The sequence below is a fragment of the Niallia sp. Marseille-Q9988 genome (assembly GCF_976954375.1).
Map to the genome: position 1 here is coordinate 334,275 of NZ_CDRJSZ010000002.1, position 20,645 is coordinate 354,919.

Genomic DNA, 20,645 nt, shown 5'->3' on the forward strand with positions numbered 1-20,645 from the left:
TGATCTCCTTTTATTGACTGTCTCCCATACCTGTATAGTTCCGTACATTTTCATAAATGGAAGCTTCATTCGATTTTTCAGTTCGTCTTTTCCCTTCAGATGCCCACAAGAATCCACGGCGCATAATGAGCGAAACTTCCGGCAGAGCAATGATATTTGCTTGATGGCCTAATGAATTATAAAATACATTTCCAAGCCCCCAACGTTTAGTCCATACTACAGGCATGTCTACCGCTTTATTCGCGGCATGAGGACCATGAACAATTGGGAAGCGTGTAGTAGCTAATACTTCAACAGCTGGATCGTAATGAAGGTAATATTGTTCACTAGCAACTTTAAAATCAGACATGCCCTCTAAAAGGGGACTAGAAGAATGTTTGATGTTGACCGTGTATTCCACCCCATCATTTCCAGGATGGGCAACCCAATTGCCACCTGTCATAAATTGCCAGTCAACATTATTACGAAAAGAGTCACACATACCACCATGGCACCCAGCTAACCCAACACCTGCTGCAACTGCCTCCGAAATATTTAAAACATATTGTTGTTCAATTTGACCCATTGTCCAGTGGGGGACGATTAAATCCAAGGTTTTTAATTTTTCTTTATCTGCATAGGAGTCTAGTGAATTAGATACCTCTACTTGAAAGTTCTCTTCTTCAAGAATTCCTTTAAAAATTTCTGCTACCTGCTCAGGCTGATGACCATCCCAGCCTCCCCAAACAATCAATGCATTCTTTTTCATGGTACATGCAACTCCTTCATGATATTTTGATTAAACGTCAGATATTCGGACCCATTGTTGGTTTTCAATCGATAAGTCAACCGCTTCTAAAACTTCTTGGCACTTTACGCCATCTCGGAAGTTGGGAACAGGCTGTCGATCTTCACGGAAAGACTCCATAAGCTCCACTATCTCGTGAATAAATGTATGTTCATAGCCTATCGTATGTCCTGGAGGCCACCAGTTTTCTGCAAAAGCATGAGAAGGGTCTGTTGCTAATACGCGCCGAAATCCTTGTACGTCCTCCTTATCATCTGTGAAATAAACCTGTAGCTCATTCATACGTTCAAAGTCGAAGATGACACTTCCTTTACTGCCATTGATTTCAAAGGAATTTGTACAGCGATGGCCTGCAGCAAAACGTGTGGACTCAAAGCTCCCTAAAGCACCGTTAGCAAAACGAGCCATAAATAGGGTAGCATCATCAACGGTCACTTCCCCTTTTTTATCACTATCACTCCCTTTTGCTGATAAGCCCGTCATCTGTGAAGGAATGGGTCGTTCCTTAATAAATGTTTCATTCATCCCAATAACTTCTGTTATATCGCCGATTAGATAGTGCGACAGATCGATAAGATGAGCCCCAAGGTCTCCGTGAGAACCTGAACCAGCAATTTCTTTTTGGAGTCTCCAAGCTAAAGGAAAGTTTGGGTCCACAAGCCAATCTTGTAAATACCAGGCACGGTAATGATAGATATCGCCCAACCGTCCCTCGTCAATTAGCTTTTTAGCCAGCATAACGGCCGGTGCAAAGCGATAGTTAAATCCAACCATATGTTTGATTCCAGCCGATTCAACTAAATCAAGCATTTCTCTTGAGTCTTTTAATGTAAGCGCTAACGGTTTTTCGCAAAATACATGTTTGCCAGCAGTTGCTGCGGCAATAGTTATTTCTTTATGGACATTACTAGGTGCGTTAATATCAATTAAATCAATGTCATCTCTTTCTAAGAGGCTCTTCCAGTCTGTCGTATACTCCTCCCAGCCGAATTGTTTGGCTGCAAGTGCTACACCTTTTTGATCACGCCCGCAAATAACCTTCATCACAGGATGAACGGTATTTGGGAAAAAGAGAGGGAGATCTCGGTAAGCATGACTGTGTGCTTTTCCCATAAATTTATAGCCAACCATTCCAATTCTAAGTTTTTCCATAGCGTATCTCCTTTTGTTGTCCATTTAGATTACTTTATTATCGATAAATCTATCACTGTATGAGTAAAATGTTTGTGGGAGAATAAATATCCTTTTTGTCTAGTTGGGGGACTCGTCCCCCAACTAGACAAAAAGGCCACCAAGCGAGAGCGCGGTAGCTGGAAAAAATTAAGCATTAAAAAAGAGAGCTTCCTTTTGTAAAGTAGAGTTTGACTAGAACACTACGAAAAGGAGAGGCTCTCATGAATCAATGTAACACAAAAATGCCATCATTAAAAGAATTGGAAAAAACTTTATTTCGAACACTACAAATGACCTTTCAAGAAATCCTTGTTCAAACATTAGAAAATTGGGATCAAGAGATTGCTCAGCAACGAGACAAAAGAAGATTTGCTTTACGTGATAAACGAGAAATACGAGTAGATACAGCGTTTGGAGCTGTGGAGCTGAAGCGTAATTATTATTTTGATCGTGTGACCAAAAAATATATTTGTCTATTAGATCACTATTTACAGTTTCAGGGGAATAAGGGATTTAGTCCACTACTAGAAGAATGGGGGTTAGAACTAGCGACGAATGGCTCCTCCTATCGAAAGGCGGTGGAAACGTTCGAACAATTTTTAGGCTATTCGGCGATGAGCCATGAAGCATTACGGCAACATCTTCTTCAAACAAACGTACTTCCCGCTAAGGAAAAACGCCCTTTTCAAAAGGTATTGTTCGTCGAAGTAGATGGATTATATGTGAAGAGCCAAGAAAAGAAAAAGCGTGGATGGGAGTTGAAATTCGCCGCTGTGCACGAGGGATGGAAAGAAAACGGAAAGCGAGTCAGACTCCGAAATAAAAGGCATTTTCTCTATGAAGGAAAAGAACCCTTTTGGGAAGCCTTTGAAACGTTCTTACAGAATCATTATGCGTATGATCCTACCCAAACCTTGCTTATTATTAATGGCGATGGAGCAGGCTGGATAACGGCATGTCGAGAGTATTTTCGGGAACGCGCCTTTTTCACCATGGATCGTTTTCATGTCGCTCGTTCAATGAAGCAACTAATGAAGAGCCATCCTCGATACCGCTACATGAAAAGAGCGTTAAAAAACTACCAGGTAGAAACATTACTTCTAGAGTTGAATAGCGCAGTAGGAACAATGGATACACCAGAAGAAGAAGAAAAACTAGAGCATTTCCTTGCCTTTTTAACGCATCATCAGGAAACCATAAAAGATTACCGTAGTTGGTTACAGGAAAAAGGTGTGGACACGACAGCGTATCGTCCAATGGGAAGTGCAGAGGCGATGATGAATCAATTAGCCAAACGATTAAAAAATGGAAGAGCATGGAGCAAAAAAGGGGTCATGAGCATGGCGCGCTTGTGGATTGGATTGAAGGATGACCTATCCATCCAAACGATATATGGAAAATGGGAAAAGACCACGGAAAAATCAAAGAAAGAGCATCGACCGAAAAGAAAAATACCCACAAAATTAGTAACAGAAACCGTGCGTCAGAACATGCCATACTTAAATCAAGCGATTGGAAAACCCATTCACTTTGCCTTACAGGGATTAAAAGGTTTTTAAAAAAAGAAAAAAACGAAATTTTGATGAAAGAAAACATTTAGAAAACGGATACAAAATTAGAAGTTTTACTTTATAAAAAGGGAGCTAAAAAAAACTCCCACAAAAACTTGACTCAATCTCTATCACTTATAGGTTTGACACAACAAGTAAAAACTTATATAATCCTAGACAAAATTTATTCTTTAATGAGGATGTTTTGCGGATGATAATATATGAAGCACACCATTTTAACTTAATAGCAAACTATCATACAGTAAATTTAAACTTTCCAAGCCATCTCCATCGCTGCTTCGAATTATTATTCCTCATGGAGGGGGAAATGGAAGTTATTATTAGTCAAAAAAGTTACCATTTGAGTACTGGACAATTTTTACTAATATTGCCTTATGAAATTCACTCGTTTATTACAAAATCTCAGTCACATGCAAAAATTTGTATTTTTTCCCCTGACTATGTCCCGACATTTCACAAAATGATAGAAAATGGTTCACTTGAAAATCCAATTTTCAACCTATCTTTGGAAGCGGATTCACTTGTTTCTAGAACGCTTTTCAAAGATAGCTCTAATCTACTAGAACAAAAAGCTTGTCTTTATTTATTATTATCAGAGCTAATGGGGCAAACCAGCTTAATTAAAGGCGAAAAACAAGATCAAGAGTTGCTTCATAAATTGTTAACGTTTATTCAGGCACATTTTACAGAATCGATAACTTTAAAAAGTATCGCTGGTAAGTTAGGTTACAATTATAATTATCTATCGAAGTACTTTAATCATAATGTTAATATGTCTTTTGTAGATTTTTTAAATGAGACGAGAGTAAACTATGCATGTTATCTATTAATCTATTCAGAACATAATATATCTGAGATAGCTTTTCTTTGTGGTTATGAAAGTATACGGTCCTTTAATCGTAATTTTGTGAAGATAAAACTTTGTACACCAAAGGAGTATCGAGAAAACCACCCACGGTCGTTTATGGATATGTATCCTTTCCATACATATTGACTTCTGATAGCGAAAAAAAAGGGATGGGATACAACCAAATCGATATCTATAAAGACGTAATCTTGCTATTAAATAAAGCCAAGGTGTAAATATATATCCGTTCATTGTGTTTTTAACGCTAATAAAAAACTCAAACAATCATCCGAAATTTTTTCTTTCGCATGATTGTTCGAGTTTATCTTTGTCTTTGATACATGTTCCAATTATATTTAGACAGATCTATTCCAAAAGCGGGCTTCTGCTACTCCTGTAATAAAGCGATTAATGGAATCCTTCGTTAAATCAAATATACCTGGTGCATTCCATGTAATACGGCTTTTTTCTAGTGCTTTAGGCTCGCCAATGAAAATGCCTAAAGGCTTATAATGGTTAAAAGTCATTTCAATAAATTCTATCGCCTTATTCTCTAGTTTATTGCTAGTGCCAATAAGAATTGCAGCATCAAAAAGACTGGCATCCGCTGTATCATACGTATCCGTCACTTTTAAATCTCCATCAATTGTGCGCATCGTTTTATCAACGATACTAAAATTGACGTTATTTGCTGCCAATGTTTGGACCCATTGACGTAATTGTGCTTTATCTGGGTCCCCGTTTAACAGGATGGCTACACAACGGGTGTCTGGTTTTTTTATGGTATTTGCCATGCTTAAAGCAGGAGACTTTTTCGATGAATTGACCTCTAAATTTTCATCAGGTAATACTGCTCCAATATTCTTAGCTACTTCTTCAGCAATGCTACGATCAATTCGATTTAGAAGCGCTACAGCGTTATTTTTAACTGTCTCTGATTTGCATTTTCCAAGTTCAAAGCTAAAGGCATCCTTCACATGTTGCTGCTCGAATGGCGCTAGGCTATTATAAAATAATTTGGCTTGGGAATAAAAATCAAGGAAGCTTTCACTACGCCCTCTTATTTTTCTACCATCTATCTTTTCCTGATAATGTTGATAACCCCCATCTTCAACAGGTACAGGTTCTGGCTGGTTATTATTTAATGAATTATTATGGTAGCTCGTTTGTCCATGATGAATAGCCATTTGATGCATACCATCTCTTTGATTATTGTGAAAAGGACAGATAGGCTTATTAATAGGGATTTGGTGGAAGTTAGGTCCTCCAAGTCTTGATAATTGTGTATCAGTATAGGAAAATAATCGACCTTGTAGTAAGGGATCATTTGAAAAGTCAATTCCAGGAACAACATGTCCAGGATGAAATGCTACTTGCTCTGTTTCAGCAAAGAAATTATCAACATTTTGATTTAAGGTCATCTTTCCAACGATTTTGACAGGAATCATTTCTTCTGGCCATACTTTGGTTGGATCCAATATGTCAAAATCAAATGAAAATTCTTCTTCTTCCGGTATGATTTGTAATCCTAGTTCCCATTCAGGATAATCGCCTTTCTCAATGGCCTCATATAAATCTTGGCGATGGAAATCGGGATTTTTTCCTGCTGACTTTTGTGCTTCATCCCAAACCTGTGAATGAATGCCAAGCTTCGGTTTCCAATGGAACTTAACAAAGTGAGCTTTTCCTTCTTTATTAACAAGGCGGAAGGTATGCACACCAAACCCCTCCATCATCCGGAGACTTCTAGGAATAGCTCGATCACTCATTACCCACATAACCATATGAGCTGTTTCGTGATTTTGACCAACAAAATCCCAAAAGGTATCATGTGCACTAGCTCCTTGAGGAATTTCATTATGAGGCTCTGGCTTTACCGCATGGACAAAATCAGGAAATTTAATGGCATCTTGGATGAAGAATACAGGAATATTATTACCGACTAAATCATAATTACCTTCCTCTGTATAAAACTTAACAGCAAACCCGCGCACATCTCGCACCGTATCACTTGAGCCTCTAGATCCTTGGACAGTGGAAAAGCGAACGAAAACAGGTGTGGTTTTACTTGTATCATTCAGGAAATCGGCTTTCGTATATGGTTCTAGGGACTCATATAATTGAAAAACGCCATGGGCACCAACACCACGTGCATGAACAATCCGTTCAGGAATTCTTTCATGGTCAAAATGGGTCATTTTCTCCCTAAAGTGAAAGTCCTCCATTAAAGTAGGACCTCTTAAGCCAGCTTTCAATGAGAATTCATCTTCTGCCATTTTTAATCCTTGATTGGTCGTTAATCCAGCTTTTTGTTCATTATCAATGGTGTATTTCTTTAATTGCTCTAATTTCTTATTATCCATTACAATACCTCCCACACGATAATATGTATAAATGAATAGTCAGTATTGTTATGTATACCCAACTTATTTTAGTTAAAACATGCATTAAAGAGGCTAAGACGTTATATCAGTCTTAGCCATTCCTGTTAAACTACTTCAGATGTATCTTCTTGATTCACTGGCCAATCGCCGGTGAACTCTTCTACATCGTAATCGAAAAAATCATTTAAATTAGCCTCTTTGTCATCCATAAATAATTCATCCGTTACAGCTGAAACGATGCGAGGTATACCATATCTCATGCCAGATAGAGCAGAAGCAGATAATCCACAGCTGATTAAAGCCGCATAATTAAATGCGTATATCCCATGGAGCAATGCTTCCCCTTTTTCATCTCGGCTAATAAAAGAAAAGCCAAGGCTTAAATAGGGATGTGCATCGAGTGTGGGTGATGCTATTTCTTCAGGGGCATCGTATCTGTCCTTCCATCGGGTAATATGATTTTCAACTAATCGTAATTCTGGACGGAGTTTAGGATCTGTTAGAAGACCAGTACTAATAAATAAGAAGTCAAATAGATAAGTCCCTTTTGGAGTGGTTATTTCTGCTTTATCTCCTTTTTCTGAAACTTTTACCCATGGAGAGCCTAGATGAAGATGAAATCCTGACCAAGAAGTTGCTCGGTTAAAAGTATCATTCGTAGGTGGTTGATTATGCTGAAAGAAGTGGGCAATGCCAGCATACTTGTCTTCATCTGATAAAGCAGGGAAATGTTCAATCATGCCAGACACCTCCATTTGCCTAATTGGATTAATGCGTTGCATTTTTTTGCGACGGACAAATACATGTGCTTCAGATACCCCTTGGGATAGAGCGAAATTAGCATTATCAAAAGCTGATGCACCACCACCTAAAATAGCAACCTTTTTCCCTTGTAAGGAATTAAAATTAATTGGTGAAGAGGTATGAGCATATAAATAAGAAGGGAGATTATTAGAAATCATTGGTGGAACATGCCATTCTCCGCCTCCTTGGATGCCGGTTGCTAAAATTACCTTTCGGGCAAGTAAGGAAGAGGGGGTCTTGCCGTTTTTTTGAATATGAAGGCGATGTAATCCTTTTTCTAATGGTTCAATTAAAGTCAGCTTTACTTCGTTTTGAACCGGTAATTGAAGGGTTTGCCGATACCATCTTAGATAATTCATCCAATCACCACGTGGAATTTTATCAATCTTTTCCCAGCCTGCTTCCCCAAACTGTGCTTCCCACCAAGAACGAAAGGTAAGGGATGGGATGCCAAGATCAATGGAAGTCAAGTGTTTAGGGGTACGTAAGGTGACCATACGGGCATAGGTTTCCCATGGTCCCTCAAGACCTTCTTTGTTTTCATCGATAACGAGAATATTAGATACACGTTCTCGTAAAAGGCCGAATGCAATTCCTAATCCTGATTGGCCTCCACCAACGATGACTACATCGAAAACATGGCCCTCTGAATGAGTTTTTGGACGAACCCAATTTTGGCCGCCATAATTAAGGTAGGATAGATCTGTTTGTATACGTTTATTTAATGCTTCTAAGCTCATCTCGCTAAATTCCTCCCCCTTGCAAATAAAAGAAATAAATGTTAACTTTCCTCACATTAATATGTCTTGCCAATATATTAACATGTTCATTTGTTTATTGTATGTATAATATATCTAAATTTTCTAAAAAAATTTAGTTAATTCGTTTAAAAGGGTTTATAATCGAAAAACAAATACTAACAGAAGCCTAAAACGTTATTATCCATAAGATTTTTGGCTTTTGTTAGTATTCGGGCTAGTCATATCTTTTTCTCATGCCAACACTCTTTGCTTCATGTTTCCACAGTATTTGTTTAATGGAAGGAGCAATTTCTTTTGGACTTTGAATGATAATAATAATATCTGGCAAGCTTTTATGCAGGGGGCTTTCTTTCTTTCGGTGAAAAAAATAATAGATACTATAGCCGAAGCTAAAGCCAATAATAGCAGCAAGAAGTCCACTGAAAATAGGGCCTATAATTAATTTAAAGCCAATGCTTGCGCCAATGACTGCAAATCCTGTAGCAAAAGCCATTCCAATTTCAAAGGAAGAAACATGGATATCTATTGGGAATTTTCTTCTATTACTGATAGGTGGGAATTCATTCATATAAAAAACCATCATCTCTTCTGGTGGAATTCCATATTGTTCGATTTCGGAAATTGCATGCTCGATTTCAATAGATGGCTTAAATGTACCGACTATGATCATCCTTTTGTACCTCGTAAACTAAATTTAGAACCAGCATATCGATTAATTAAGCGTTCTTCTTGTGATTCTTGAACAAGAATATTATGGTGAACGCAAGTAATATATGCATGGTAAACGGACCCGCCAAGAACGGAGGGCATAAATAACAACCAATGTGGGACTAACATGGTATTGGAAGAAGCAAATTCGCCAAGCATCATTAATGTTAGTGCCCTATGTGCATGTGAAAGTAAAATATACGTCCACCACCAAAAAATAGCGTAAAATCCTAAAAATAATCTATGATTATATAGCTGCCCTAATCCAGGAAATAGGAGAGAGTATAAAGCGCTAATCAAAGGATTTCTCATTTGTAAGTATTGTATTTCTGATGGAAATATCTTTGCATTCGATAAATGGGGAGTAGATAAATCAACCAGTTTATTAAATTGGTTTGCCGAACGATAGCTATCCCCTATTGTTACTAGATAAATGGCGATATAGCCAATCATCCAATCTAAATTGATTACAGATTTAGCTAGCTCAACTTCCCCGCAAAAGGAAAAAATCATTGCTTCGTTAATATGTGCACCTGTATTAATGATCACTTCTAAAATTGTCAGTAATGTTCCTCGTGCATATTGATTAAGCAGATAATGTCCAAACCCGGGAAATACAGCAGACCACCAAGCGACAACACAGGGTTTGTGATACATAATATAGGTAATACCGGCTGTACTGTATTTTGCTTTTGGAAAGGTTATTGTTTCGTTCATTTGTATACCTACTTACTAAATTTGGAATATGCATATAGGTTATGAAAAAAAGTTAATCTTATTCACCAATTGTAAACATTGGATATGAATGGTAATAATTACAAATTATATAACAGGAAAGAAAATAGCCTGTTCATTTATATTCTATTGAAGAGGCTTTCATCCTATAAGTTGACTAGGAATGTTATTTATATTAGAATGTATTTATACTTAAAAATTGCATACTCCAAAGGGGAGTAGCTTACAGTTATGTCGTCAATACGCGATTCCAATCGCCGGCTTAACTGGCAACTAGATGTTGTTTGCGAGACCTTTGCCGTTCTTTGGTAAAGGGATAAATAGATCGATTTTTCAAGCCTTTACCAAATTAATGGTAGGGCTTTTTATTTTTTCTAGCAAATACTAAAGAGAGTTAGAAGAAATATAGGAGCCCAAGTATAATCCAGCATGGATAATCAATAATCAGGAGGAATAGAAAATGAAGAAAATATTATCAGCAATTCTCACATTAGGTCTGGTTTTATCCCCGGTGAGTATCCAATTTCAGGATACAGTCACAACAGTAGAAGCTAAGTCTTATAAATCCGGAAAAAGAAGCTTTAATAACAATAATAGTAATACAAATACAAATTCTTTTTTCCAGAAGAAAAATAATACAAATGACACGACAAAATCTAATCAATCCACTACTGCAAATAAATCTGGAGGCTTTTTCTCAGGCGGGGGGCTAATGAGAGGACTAATGGTCGGTGGGCTTGCTGGTTTACTGTTTGGAAGTCTTTTTGCCAATATGGGAGCATTTGGATCTTTATTAGGGCTTTTAATTAATATCCTTGCAATTGTTGTGGTATTTAACTTAATCAAGCGTTTATTTACTTTCTATCGAAATAAAAAAAGAGAGGAAGCAAATAATTGGAGAAATTAATCATCCCAGAACAGGATATTATTAATGCGATATGTGTCTATGTGGCGCGTAAGAAACAAGTAAGGCCAGAGGAAGTAGAAGTAGAGTTAATGTATGATGATGATTATGGTTTTTCTGCCGAAACTTATGTCCATGATCGAAAACAAGTGCTAATCACACAAAATATGATTGAAGCACTGCGTTTATGGTTAGATGAGTATTTAAATTTAGATCCGTATATTGGATTGAAATTAGTGCTTGATGAAGAAGAAGGAATTATCGCAGTAGGAAAATAGGGAAGGAGGATACCAATGTTAGAAAATTGGTATCCTCTTTTTGCTATAAATATGTCTTGAGGAAAGCCCACTAGATAAGGAGGAAAAAGACTTTTCTTCCATAACTCAATCGAAATTTAATTTATAATCCTCGGCCTTTATCATTTTCAATTTTTTCGAAAATAAATAAAGGAAGAACACATTTAAAAGGAACGGTATAATTAAAAAGGTAGAAATCATAATAGCGATATTTTTACTACTCCATCCACCATCTGCTAAGCGCATAAAGTTCATGGGACCAACTAAACCAGATAATCCAAAGCCGGCGCTATAGGGTGTTCCTTGGATATTGAGGAAGCCAGCTAATCCGCCTAATATAGCAGCAGTAATAATCATCGGAATAACAATCTTCGGTTTCATAAAGAAATTCCCCATTTGAATTTTCGGAGAGCCAAGCACATGTGCTAAGGCAGTTCCTAAAGAATTGGCCTTATAGCTTGCTATAGCTAATCCAATCCCTGCTGCCACAATACCGAGATTTGCTGCCCCTGATCCAATACCAGATAGGGATATAACAGTTGCGACACCTACTGTGGAAACAGGAGAAAGAATAATTAAACAGAATGCTACTGCAATGATAATGCCCATAACGACTGGCTGTAAGTTCGTAATAGTGGCGATTGCAACGCCAATTAATCCAGTAGTAGATTTCATAAATGGCAATAATAAATATCCTGCCATTCCTGGTATTAAAATACTTAAAGTTGGTAAAAGAAGAATAGAATATGCTTTTAATCGGTCGCCGACAAATTGAACAAATAATACAGCAAGTGCAGCTGTAATACCTGTGTTTACAACCACTCCGATACCATTTAAAGTAAATAATCCTTCTGCTGTTTTTTGAACCACTCCACTACCGACCATTGCAGCAATTCCAATACTAGCTGTTTGAATAGAGGATAGTTTAAATGATATTCCAACCATTACACCAATCAACACAGGCAATAAGCTCATAATAAATGCAGTAATATCTAATACGTGTTGAAGTGGAGGAAAGAATGGAATAAAGAGCTTTAATATTTCGCCAAGTAGTGCGTTAGGGATTAAAGAAACGACGATTCCGATACTCATACCATTTAATAATTTACTGAAAAACTCTTTCACATTTGAACTCCCCATTCTCCTTGAATTTGGAGTTTATTATATGTAAAAATTTGATAAGCGTCAACGATTATTTTTAACGCTTCAACGTGAAAAAGTGAAAAAACGAAAAAAAGATTGCACTTTTCTATTCCTCTTTATAAATTGCAATAATTTTAATGATAGTTTTTAAAAAATGAAAAAATATCATCTGAAAAAAATGCAAAATGTAAAATAAAAAGGAGTTCCCTCCTTTTTATGAGGAAACTCCTTCATCATATTGCACCTATCTGGCATGTTTTTCAATGCCTGACTAACCTTAAGAAGGAAATTGATTTTCTCCTATTTTAGCTTTCCGGACATCTCGAGACTTTTTATCAAAGTTTCGGAAATATTGTTCTAGCTGCTCCAATGTTTTTCCTTTTGTCTCAGGCAAGAATTTGGTAACAAATGTTATCGCAAATATACCTAGTACTGCGAATATAAAGAATGAAGTGGATAAGCCAAATTTATCGAGAAGTATCGGGAAAACCAAACCAATGAGAAAGTTTGTTGTCCATAGACAAAATACGGAAACACCCATTCCTAATCCGCGAAGCTTTAAAGGAAAAATCTCCGCTAGCATCAGCCATGTAACTGGTGATATTGCTCCTTGTTGGAAGGCAAGGAAGGTAACCGTCATACTTAGTACAGCATATGGAAGAATAGACATTCCGCCTAAAGTGAATGAGAAAATTCCGATTAATAGTAAACTAGTTGTTGTACCAATTAATCCTGTAATTAGCATTGGCTTTCTTCCAACACGCCCAAGCAGCCATATACCTACAAAGGTAGCTAAAACAGAAATAACTCCATTAGCGATATTTGCTATTAATGCTACTTCAGTAGTGAATCCTGTACTTTGCAATATCTGTGTACCATAGTACATAATCGAGTTTACACCTGTGATTTGTTGAACAATTGCAATCCCAATTCCTAGGAAAACAATCCTTCTTATCCAAGGCTCTGCTAAATCTTTAAAGCCAACTTGTTCAACTTTCTCTTCTGTTTCAATTGCTTTCTTGATTTGCTGTAATTCTGTTTTGGCACGCTTTTCTTTTCTAATATGCAATAGTACACGAAAAGCGTCTTTGAATCTGCCCTGTGATGCATACCATCTAGGACTCTCAGGTACTGCGAGCATGCCTATCCATAGAACAATGGCAGGAATTGTTGCAATAACGAGCATATATCTCCAAGCGTGTCCGGAGCCACCAAGTGTATTTCCGATGATAGCATTTGTTATGTAGGCGAGTAATTGCCCTGTAACAATCATTAGTTCGTTTTGTGTTACCATTTGACCACGGCGTTCGGCAGGAGACATTTCTGCCAAGAATGTAGGGACAGCTACCGAAGCTCCTCCAACTGCGATACCAAGTAAGAAACGAAAAGTAACCATTATGGGGACGTTCGGTGCAAAAGTACAGCCGAGTGTTGTAATAAGAAAGATAACAGCAAGATAAAGAATAACTTTCCTTCGTCCATAGCTGTCGGCGAGTTTACCGCTGAACATGGCTCCAAATGCGGCTCCAAATAAAAGGGAACTAGTGACGAGGCCCTCTGTGACTGCATTGAGGTTAAGTTGATCTGGACGAGCCATATAGGGTAAGGCTCCATTAATTACGCCAGTATCAAAGCCAAAAAGAAGACCACCAAATGTGGAAATAATTGCAATGATTTTTAAATTGTTTTTTTGATTTGATTTTTTGTTCCTACTGTCAGGGTTTAATTGATCACTCATTTTATTTACTTTCTCCTCCTCTTATAATAATGATTTTCTCTAGTCATTATTATATTTGTGTTTGAAATGTAAATCGATTTTCATCTCCTTCTACTTGTATTGTTCTATCCCTTATAGGTGATAAGATGTTTATTCATAAGATATTTGTCAATATTTTTCTCGGATAATAAAAAGAATAGAATATCTTTATTATACACCTTTGTCAGAATATTTCAAATTATGTTCACTACTTGATTAAGTAAGGGATAGAGGTACCAATACATTACCCAAAAAAATTTTTTAAAAAACATGATAGAAGAGCGGGAGAAAAATTTTTTAGTGTTTATTATTCTGCTATTCTTGTTTGGTCATACAAGGATCGATTTGTAAGAAAGATGTTCGTAGTTAAAAAGTGGGAACTCCGTGGGATAGTCTCGGTTTTAGAGTATATAGTAGGAAAAACCGATAGATTTGAAGATAACTTTGTTAAGAATTTTTCATGTCTTCTCTCTTAGAGGATATAAAAAGGGGCTGGGACAAATCTAAATAACTAATCTTTAAAGACGAACAATCTCTAATTTAGCTCTTAAATAAAGCTACTTTTTCAAGATGGTTATCTATGTTTTAAATATAGTCAAGAGTAAAAATTAAGTCGTTCCATTGCGCTACAGACGGTCGCTTTCCGCGGGGAGGAAGCTGAGCCTCCTCGCTGCGCTGCGGGGTCTCAGCCTTTCCTCTATTTCCCGCAGGAGTCGACCGTCCTCCGCTCCATTTCACTTCATTTTTAAACCTTTTCCCAAAATATAAATACGAACAATTATGCAAACTTACCGCATAATCCTTCGTATTTATTGTTAGCTGAAATGTTTATGTCCCAGCCTCTTTTTAATAATCATTTATTTCCCTAACATAGCATCGACTTTATCTTGATTATTATCAATCCATTCCTGTGCAACTTCTTCTTCATCAGCACCATCCTCGATTTTAACAATCATTGCTTCGATATCTTCAACAGGCATGCTCCAGTTGCTTAGGAATTTATAAACCTCTGGAGATTTTTCTTTTAGACCATTATTTACGACTACGTGAACTTCTGATGTCTTAAAGAAACCTTTTGAATCTTCCAATACTTTTAAGTCATAATCAACAAACATTGGATGTGGACGCCATCCTAGGAATAGAACTGGATCGCCACTTTTAATAAACTTAGATGCTTGTGCTAGCATTCCACCTTCACTAGAAGCAACATATTCTAAATCTAATCCATATTCTTCGATCATCTCTCTAGAAGTTACAGTCATCCCTGCACCTTCCTCAATTCCATAAACTTTTCCACCGAAAAGATCTTCATTTCCTTTTAAATCCTCAATGCTGTCAATTCCTTCAACATTAGCTGGAATAACCCATCCAAGTTCTCCTTCAGTATAACTCACTGCTAAATCTTCTAGGTTATCTTTGTATTTTTCCATATAATTTGCATGCATATCAGGTAACCAAGCATCCATAAATACATCTAAATCACCACGTGAAAGTCCAGTATAGACCCCACCTGCATCTGCATTTTTCTCATCTACAGTATAGCCCATATCTTCTAATAAAAGTTTAGCAACTTTTGTAGGAGGAATGGTACTTGTCCAAGGGGTCACCCCAAATGTAATTGTTTCGCTATTGTTAGCATCATCTTCACCAGAATTTTGTGACTGAGAAGAACAGCCAATTAAAAGAGTAAATAGTAATAAAAGCAAAAAGCTAAGTTTCAATTTTTTCATAAATCATTACTTCCTTTCGTCTTTTCAATTTTTTAATTGGTTTGCATATGTCTTTTAAGCTTTCTTACCTAAACCTTGTGTGATTCGATCAAGTATGATGGCAAGGACAACAATCCCTAATCCTCCAGTAAGACCTAATCCAACATTTACACTGGAGATACCAGATAATACAATACTACCTAATCCAGGTGAACCAATCATCGAAGCGATAACGGCCATTGATAGTGCTAGCATAATGGTCTGATTTATACCTGCCATTATAGTTGGAATGGCATTAGGTAGCTGAACTTTGACAAGTAACTGCCAAGATGTAGAACCGAAAGCTTTAGCAGCTTCTACAATATCGGCTGGAACTTGTTTAATTGCTAAGCTCGTCATGCGTACTGCTGGTGGAGTAGCAAAAACGAATGTAGAGATAACTGCCGGAACTTCTCCTAAACCAAAGAGTAGAATGGCAGGGATTAAATAAACAAAGCTTGGTAATGTCTGCATAAAATCGAGAATTGGTCGAACTATATGATCCAATGTTCGATTTTTTGCAGTCAAAATTCCTAATGGAATACCAACAACGATAGAGAAAAAAGTTGCAACAATAACAATAGATAGTGTTTGCATAGCACCTGTCCAAAGATCAACGGATCCTAAATAAAGCGCACCAATAATAGTGAAAATAGCCATTCCCTTTCCGGCAAAGCGCCAAGCTAAAAGAGCTAAAATGATTGTTATTACTTCAGCAGGAATGAAAGTGAATAAATTGGTGACCGCATTTATAAATATGCTTAACACTCCGCTAAAGGAGTTAAAAAAGTCACCTAAAACTGGCAGTAGCCAATTGTCTACAAATTGATTTGTCCAATCTTCTAGTGGAAAGAAGAAGTAGTTCATAGTATAGCCTCCTTTTGTTCTTTTCCGAGAATCAGTCCAGACAATATAGAGACTCGTACAATAATTCCTAGCAATCTATTATTTTCTGTGACAGCAATGGGGAATCTTGATTCTGCTGCGATTCCAATTAAATCATTTAATGGTGTGTCAAATGTGGTGGAATGGAAGTCGTGTTCTAAAACATCCTCTACCCATTTATTTTCTTTATACGCATTAATAGCGGCATCAATGGTAAGGATACCTTTTAGTTGTTTGTCTTTATCTACTACAAAAATACTTGATAGGCCAGCTTCTTCCATTTTTCGGACTGCTACCCTTGGACCGTCCTTCCAAGTGGTAATAAGATCTGGCTGCTTCATGATTTGACCAGCAACTAACACTTTGGAACGATCGACATCTTCTACAAAGTTAGATACATAGTCATTCGCCGGATTTTCTAAGATTTCTTCTGCTGTTCCTAATTGTACAATGGATCCATTTTTCATGATTGCAATTCGATCACCGAGCTTGAGTGCCTCATCTAGGTCATGGGTGATAAAAATAATCGTTTTACCTAGCTTATTCTGCAATCGAAGGAGTTCATCTTGCATTTCCTTACGAATAAGTGGATCCAACGCACTAAATGCTTCGTCCATTAGAAGGATATCGCTATCATTTGCTAAGGCTCTCGCAAGACCTACACGTTGCTGCATACCGCCACTCAGCTGATTAGGGTAACTTGCTTCATAGCCTTTTAGACCAACATCATGGATGGCTTTAATAGCTTTTTTTGCACGATCATCCTTAGGATGGCCTTGAATTTCTAATCCGTATTCCACATTTTCCTGTACAGTTCGATTAGGAAATAATGCAAAATTCTGAAAAACCATGCTAAGCTTTTTGCGGCGAATAGCTATTAGTTCTTTTTTATTCATAGTCGTAATATTTTCCCCATCTATCAATACTTCACCAGAAGTTGGCTCAATGAGTCGATTAATTAGACGAATGAGTGTAGATTTACCGCTTCCGGATAAACCCATGATGACAAAAAACTCCCCTTGTTTTACATAAAAAGAAGCATTATCCACTCCAATTGTCATCCCAGTTTCTTTTAGGATTTTCGTCTTTTCTTCGCCTGCTTGGAGTCTTTTTAGCCCTTCTTTCGGGTTACCTCCAAATATTTTTGTGAGATTCTTAACTTCGATTTTATGCATTAATCACTTCTCCTTAAAAGGTTTATCTTGGAGATTTTCCGAATATGGATAAATAATTAGAAATTGAAAATTTGATTATTTATAGAGGAATAGTAGGAATTAAGCGAGTATTATGGCAATACTTATAGTGGAACTTTGGGTTATAAATTGTTGTATATAGTATTACTTGCTCCGTGTTACTCCCAGTATGGTAATGGGACTTATCCATATCCTTCTCCTGTAGAGTTACCCTTATTATATAAAATAAATATTATATAGCGCAAACGTTAAAATAAAGCATATACATTTTATATCGTTCATAAAGTTTTTTCTGATTAAATTAAATAGGCTGAATGCTTAAAAATACTGCCTAATTCACTAAATAACTCTTGATTCTGTCCTTTAACAGGATAGAAAGGAATGTACGTTCTTATGTTTTTGGTAAAAAATAGCTTTTATATAGGAAGTTATTCCATTTCACAAACTATTCAATAAAAGTTTTATATATAGGATTGAAAAAATTCAAAAAAAAAGGTAGTATTTAAATGAGAATGATAATCAATATAACTAATAGACAGAACGATTTAAACATATATATAGTATAAAACTTTCAAAATAGGAGTGAGCAGGTTAATGGATCATAGAGAACTATTCGATGTGACAATAATTGGCGGCGGACCAGCAGGACTGTATTCTGCTTTTTATAGTGGATTAAGAGAAATGAAAACAAAAATTATGGAATTCTTGCCACAGTTAGGCGGAAAGCTGCACTTATATCCTGAAAAAATGATCTGGGATGTTGGTGGCATCACTCCAATGCCAGGTGAGAGGTTAAGAGAGCAGCTAGTACAGCAAGGACTGACCTTTAAGCCTGAGGTAGTAACGAATACGAAGATTCACTCCATTTCAAAAGATAAGGAAGGAATTTTCTTATTAGAAACGGATTCAGGACAAATTCATTACTCCAAGACGGTTATTGTAGCAGTAGGAAGCGGAATAGTCACTCCACAAAAATTAAAAATAGAAGGTGCCGAAAGGTTTGAAGTCTCCAATCTAAACTATACGGTGAAATCTTTAATGCACTTTAGAGATAAAGTGGTCGTTCTTTCTGGTGGCGGAAACTCAGCAGTGGACTGGGCACTTGAACTAGAGCCAATTGCAAAAAAAGTGTATTTAACATGTAGAAAAGATACACTTGCTGGTCACGAGGCAAAAGCAAGAGAATTGTTAGAAAGCAATGTTGAATGTTTATTCCATACTTCTATTACTAAACTGATTGCTAACGAAAACCATAATCGTATTGATTCAGTTGAATTAACGAATACAAAGTCAGAAGATGTAACCACTGTAAAAGTGGATGAAGTAGTTATTAATCATGGATATGAAATGGATTCTTCCTTATTAAAAAATAGTAAATTAAAAATTGACATGCTTGAAGATTTTTACATAGCAGGTAATGTTAATAGTGAGACATCTGTGCCAGGTATATTTGCGGCTGGGGATATTCTTAAGCATGAAGGTAAAGTTCATTTAATTGCAGGAGCTTTTCAAGATGCAGCGAATGCAGTCAATAAAGCTAAATTATATATCCAGCCTGAAGCAAGCAACAGTGCCATGGTATCGTCCCATAATGAATTATTTGAAGAAAAGAATAAAGAATTAATAAAAAACATGATTCATTGCGACGACTGTTCAGTGATGAAAGTACGTGCATAAACTTTATTTTTAAGTGGTTTCAAAAAAGGAGTTATTGGAGAAGGAGATTTACTTTTCCAATAACTCTTTTTTGTTATATAGATAGGGGATGATAGGCTGAAAAGCATGCGAGTTTGGCTGAAAAATCGAAAATTTGGCTGATAAACCGAAAAATTTAACTGAAAAGAAGATTGAAGTAATCCGATAAAACGAAAATCCTGCTGAAATCAAGTTAGTTATAGTCGAATTATTCAAGTTTGCGCTAGCCCCAGTTACAAATCATTCTGTTGAGACAGTCATCATTAATGCATTTATCGGTACTTCTGCTGTTTCAAGAGTATAAACAATATTTCCTTCTTCCCATCTCACAGTAATTTCTACTTCCTCTGCATTCTCTGGATAGTTTACTTCGATTCTTCCGTTCTCATTAGGAACAGGGAGCGCATTCTCTTCCAAATAATCCACCATTTTTCTGGCGATATCAGCGGTATCTAATTCATCAGAAGAGATCGATTTAATTTGCAGGACCCAACGTCCTTCTTTCCAAACCAAATACGAACTTCCAGCTGCTCTTTCTTTCATTCCCGTAATTTGATAGCCTAAGTCTACTTTCATATCATCTGGTATAGAGTCTAAGGAAACCTCTGGGAAAAGTTCCTTTTGTTTGCTAGAATCATCGAATGTTTCTGCCTTAAACGTTGCAATCATGTTCTCATTAGTAGCTAACGATTCATCATTGATCGTGACTGGTTCTTGTGTTTGATAAAAGGAAATAGAATATTCATCTGTTTCATTTTTATTAATTTTGGCACCTATATATTCAGTATCTGTTATGGGGAATTTGGTTGGCAATTTAGATTCTTCCATTTTTAGCATAGACCGGATTTCTGTCAATTGTTCATTGGTTGAGGAAGGATTGGGTTCCTCAGTCGTTTGATTTCCTTCTGCACTAGCTTGTCCATCCGCATTTTCTTCCTTTGCAGGTGATTCAGCTTGACTTGCTTGACTATCTGTTGAATCATTGGAGCAGCCACTTATGATAAGCGAAAAAGTGAAGAGTAAAAAAAATAGAATATTTTTCATCCATAGAACTCCTTTCTAAGTCTTATTAGTAGATTTATTCCCTATAAAAAGAAAAAAATGAGTTTTATAAAAATCTTTATAAAAAACCTGAAATATTCATAGCACTTTAAAAGATGCACGTTTTTCTAAAATGCAGGTGAGAGTTTTCTATCTTTTTATAAGATTGAACATTTTCTAACCTTTAAAATCTAATTAATTTATTTCCCATTGG

At 36.6% G+C, this 20,645-nt stretch carries 17 protein-coding genes; 5 read left to right on the forward strand and 12 right to left on the reverse strand.

What is annotated here, in order from left to right; translation table 11 throughout:
* Nucleotides 1–10: 10 nt before the first annotated feature.
* Nucleotides 11–748 (reverse strand): ThuA domain-containing protein, encoded by a 738-nt coding sequence (locus tag ACWNMZ_RS04110; RefSeq protein WP_031539175.1) that lies wholly within the window; start codon nt 746–748, stop codon nt 11–13.
* A gap of 30 nt (nt 749–778) precedes the next feature.
* Nucleotides 779–1,939 carry a Gfo/Idh/MocA family protein gene (locus ACWNMZ_RS04115; RefSeq protein WP_031539177.1) on the reverse strand — a complete coding sequence of 387 codons (1,161 nt, stop codon included), beginning with the start codon at nt 1,937–1,939 and terminating at the stop codon, nt 779–781.
* Nucleotides 1,940–2,181: 242 nt separating this feature from the next.
* Here ACWNMZ_RS04115 and ACWNMZ_RS04120 point away from each other — a divergent pair, with 242 nt between their 5' ends.
* Both ACWNMZ_RS04120 and ACWNMZ_RS04125 read left to right on the forward strand, forming a co-directional pair.
* Entirely contained in the window at nt 2,182–3,519 is a 1,338-nt protein-coding gene (locus ACWNMZ_RS04120; RefSeq protein ID WP_449598271.1) for an ISLre2 family transposase, read from the forward strand.
* 202 nt (nt 3,520–3,721) lie between these two features.
* Complete coding sequence (locus ACWNMZ_RS04125) at nt 3,722–4,525, forward strand: helix-turn-helix domain-containing protein (RefSeq protein WP_449598275.1); 804 nt, start codon at nt 3,722–3,724, stop codon at nt 4,523–4,525.
* Nucleotides 4,526–4,734: 209 nt separating this feature from the next.
* Here the strand turns inward: ACWNMZ_RS04125 and ACWNMZ_RS04130 are convergent, their stop codons facing one another.
* The 4 genes from ACWNMZ_RS04130 to ACWNMZ_RS04145 all read right to left on the reverse strand — a co-directional run bounded on the left by ACWNMZ_RS04130 (nt 4,735) and on the right by ACWNMZ_RS04145 (nt 9,752).
* A complete protein-coding gene (locus tag ACWNMZ_RS04130; RefSeq protein ID WP_449598276.1) occupies nt 4,735–6,741 on the reverse strand; it encodes a catalase in 2,007 nt (668 codons plus the stop codon).
* A 125-nt stretch (nt 6,742–6,866) separates the two neighbouring features.
* On the reverse strand, nt 6,867–8,306 hold the full coding sequence (locus tag ACWNMZ_RS04135) for an NAD(P)-binding domain-containing protein (RefSeq protein WP_109768054.1): 1,440 nt from the start codon (nt 8,304–8,306) through the stop codon (nt 6,867–6,869).
* 235 nt (nt 8,307–8,541) lie between these two features.
* Entirely contained in the window at nt 8,542–8,997 is a 456-nt protein-coding gene (locus tag ACWNMZ_RS04140; protein WP_449598277.1) for a hypothetical protein, read from the reverse strand.
* Nucleotides 8,994–9,752: a hypothetical protein gene (locus ACWNMZ_RS04145; RefSeq protein ID WP_048717748.1), complete on the reverse strand. Its 759-nt coding sequence runs from the start codon at nt 9,750–9,752 to the stop codon at nt 8,994–8,996. Before ACWNMZ_RS04145 ends, ACWNMZ_RS04140 begins: the two co-directional genes overlap by 4 nt.
* Nucleotides 9,753–10,230: 478 nt before the next feature.
* Here ACWNMZ_RS04145 and ACWNMZ_RS04150 point away from each other — a divergent pair, with 478 nt between their 5' ends.
* Nucleotides 10,231–10,677, forward strand: a complete 447-nt coding sequence (locus tag ACWNMZ_RS04150) for a hypothetical protein (RefSeq protein ID WP_048719257.1) — start codon at nt 10,231–10,233, stop codon at nt 10,675–10,677.
* Nucleotides 10,665–10,952 carry a YxcD family protein gene (locus ACWNMZ_RS04155; protein WP_048719256.1) on the forward strand — a complete coding sequence of 96 codons (288 nt, stop codon included), beginning with the start codon at nt 10,665–10,667 and terminating at the stop codon, nt 10,950–10,952. Before ACWNMZ_RS04150 ends, ACWNMZ_RS04155 begins: the two co-directional genes overlap by 13 nt.
* A gap of 105 nt (nt 10,953–11,057) precedes the next feature.
* On the opposite strand, the gene ACWNMZ_RS04160 is transcribed toward ACWNMZ_RS04155, so the two are convergent.
* The 5 genes from ACWNMZ_RS04160 to ACWNMZ_RS04180 all read right to left on the reverse strand — a co-directional run bounded on the left by ACWNMZ_RS04160 (nt 11,058) and on the right by ACWNMZ_RS04180 (nt 17,677).
* Complete coding sequence (locus tag ACWNMZ_RS04160) at nt 11,058–12,095, reverse strand: PTS transporter subunit IIC (RefSeq protein ID WP_048719262.1); 1,038 nt, start codon at nt 12,093–12,095, stop codon at nt 11,058–11,060.
* 295 nt (nt 12,096–12,390) lie between these two features.
* A complete protein-coding gene (locus tag ACWNMZ_RS04165) occupies nt 12,391–13,851 on the reverse strand; it encodes a sugar porter family MFS transporter (RefSeq protein WP_048719254.1) in 1,461 nt (486 codons plus the stop codon).
* 875 nt (nt 13,852–14,726) lie between these two features.
* On the reverse strand, nt 14,727–15,599 hold the full coding sequence (locus ACWNMZ_RS04170; protein ID WP_449598278.1) for a glycine betaine ABC transporter substrate-binding protein: 873 nt from the start codon (nt 15,597–15,599) through the stop codon (nt 14,727–14,729).
* A gap of 54 nt (nt 15,600–15,653) precedes the next feature.
* A complete protein-coding gene (locus ACWNMZ_RS04175; protein WP_251628985.1) occupies nt 15,654–16,484 on the reverse strand; it encodes an ABC transporter permease in 831 nt (276 codons plus the stop codon).
* Nucleotides 16,481–17,677: a quaternary amine ABC transporter ATP-binding protein gene (locus ACWNMZ_RS04180; protein ID WP_251628986.1), complete on the reverse strand. Its 1,197-nt coding sequence runs from the start codon at nt 17,675–17,677 to the stop codon at nt 16,481–16,483. The genes ACWNMZ_RS04175 and ACWNMZ_RS04180 overlap by 4 nt, the downstream gene beginning before the upstream one ends.
* A gap of 612 nt (nt 17,678–18,289) precedes the next feature.
* Here ACWNMZ_RS04180 and ACWNMZ_RS04185 point away from each other — a divergent pair.
* Complete coding sequence (locus ACWNMZ_RS04185; RefSeq protein WP_449598279.1) at nt 18,290–19,372, forward strand: NAD(P)/FAD-dependent oxidoreductase; 1,083 nt, start codon at nt 18,290–18,292, stop codon at nt 19,370–19,372.
* A 258-nt stretch (nt 19,373–19,630) separates the two neighbouring features.
* Here the strand turns inward: ACWNMZ_RS04185 and ACWNMZ_RS04190 are convergent, their stop codons facing one another.
* Nucleotides 19,631–20,434 (reverse strand): hypothetical protein, encoded by an 804-nt coding sequence (locus ACWNMZ_RS04190; RefSeq protein ID WP_449598280.1) that lies wholly within the window; start codon nt 20,432–20,434, stop codon nt 19,631–19,633.
* Nucleotides 20,435–20,645: the final 211 nt, after the last annotated feature.